Below are 1753 nucleotides of genomic sequence, written 5' to 3'. Positions count from 1 at the left end.
CTCGGGCGGCAGCCATATCCGCCGGGCGGGGCGGGGCCGGGCCCCGCCGGGCGCCTATTTCCAGGCCCGGGTGCCGGGCCGGCCGCACGCCCTGAACGTCCTCGGCGACGGGCGCGGGATCCGCGTGCTGGCGCTGACCGAGCAGTGGTGCGCCCCCTCCCCGCTCCGCCCGTTCCGCTACGGCGGCGCGCTCGCCCGCGGCGCGGCCGAGCCCTCGTCCGTCCCCCCGGACATCGCCGCGGAGATCGCGGGCGCCGTCGCCCGGCTCGTCGCCCGCACGGGCCTGCGCGGGCTGGCCAGCGCCGACTGCCTCGTCGCCGCGGAGGGCTGGTGGCTCACCGAGATCAACCCGCGCCCCGGCGCCACCCTCGACGTGCTCGACCGGCGCGCGACCCCGCTCATCCTCGCCCATCTCGCGGCGAGCCGCGGAGGCATGCCGCCGCCCGATTCGCAACCGGCAGATGCGGCAGCCGCCGAGATCTGTTACGCGGACCGGGACCTCGCGCCCGTGCCGGCCCACGCCTGGCCGGACCACGTGCGCGACCGCCCCCGCGCCGGCACCACGGTGCGGCGGGACGCGCCGCTCTGCACCGTGCTCGCCACGGGCGCGGACGCGGCGGAGACCAGAGAAACGCTGCGGGCGCGGGCGACGGCGTTGCGGACCGCGCTCGCGCAGGAGGAAGCCCCCGGATGAGCACCCAGTACCCGAGCCTCAACGCGCTGAGCGCCCCCCTGGTCGAGCGCTTCGTCGCCGACGCGGGCCTGCTCCGGCTCGACGTCCGCCAGGAGCCCGGCGGCGCCCGCATGGTCGATGCCGGCGCCAGCGCCCGGGGCTCGATCGAGGCGGGCCGGCGCATCGCCGAGATCTGCCTGGGGGGCCTCGGCACCGTGAGCATCAGCCCGACCGGGCCGATCGCCGCCTGGCCGAACTCGGTGGTGGTGCACGCCGCCGACCCCGTGCTCGCCTGCCTCGGCAGCCAGTACGCGGGCTGGAGCCTCGCGGACGAGACGGGCGATTCCGGTTTCTTCGCCCTCGGCTCGGGGCCCGGCCGCGCGGTCGCGACCGTCGAGGAGCTCTACACCGAGCTCGGCTACAAGGATTCGGCCACGCACACCGCCCTGGTGCTGGAGGCCGCGGGCGGTCCCCCGGCGAGCGTCGTCGCCAAGGTGGCGGAGGCCACGGGCGTCGATCCTCAGAACCTCACCTTCATCTTCGCACCGACGCAGTCGCTCGCCGGCGCCACCCAGGTGGTGGCCCGCGTGCTGGAGGTGGCGCTCCACAAGGCCCACACGGTCGGTTTCGACCTGCACGCCATCGTGGACGGCATCGGCACCGCCCCGCTCTCGCCGCAGCACCCGGACTTCATCAAGGCGATGGGGCGCACCAACGACGCCATCATCTACGGCGGCCGGGTCCAGCTCTTCGTGGACGCGGACGACGCCGACGCCCGGCAGCTCGCCGAGCAGCTGCCGTCCACCACCTCGGCCGACCACGGCGCGCCGTTCGCCGACATCTTCTCCCGGGTGAACGGCGACTTCTACAAGATCGACGGCGCCCTGTTCTCGCCCGCCGAGGCCATCGTCACCTCGGTGCGCACCGGCGCCACCTTCCGGGGCGGGCGCCTGGAGCCGACGCTCGTCGAGGCCTCGTTCGCGTAAGCGCGCACGCGGTTCCCAGCCGTCGGGCCGGAACCGCACCGCGCCCCCTCTCCCGTGCGGGAGAGGGTTGGGGTGAGGGACGAGAACTCTACGG

2 protein-coding genes are annotated in these 1753 nt (G+C 75.8%); both read left to right on the top strand.

What is annotated here, in order from left to right:
* Window positions 1-694, top strand: a 694-nt coding sequence (locus AX737_RS23530) for an ATP-grasp domain-containing protein (protein ID WP_156453917.1), incomplete at its 5' end; no start/stop codon positions are given.
* Window positions 691-1659, top strand: coding sequence for a methenyltetrahydromethanopterin cyclohydrolase (gene mch / locus AX737_RS23525; protein WP_066925581.1), 969 nt, complete (start codon window positions 691-693; stop codon window positions 1657-1659). The genes AX737_RS23530 and mch, both read left to right, overlap by 4 nt.
* The last annotated feature ends 94 nt before the right edge of the window (window positions 1660-1753 follow it).

It is taken from the genome of Methylobacterium sp. CCH5-D2, assembly GCF_001556475.1.
Lineage (GTDB): Bacteria > Pseudomonadota > Alphaproteobacteria > Rhizobiales > Beijerinckiaceae > Methylobacterium > Methylobacterium hispanicum.
Note: the sequence above shows the minus strand (reverse complement) of the source record. Positions and strands in the feature narration are given on the sequence as shown.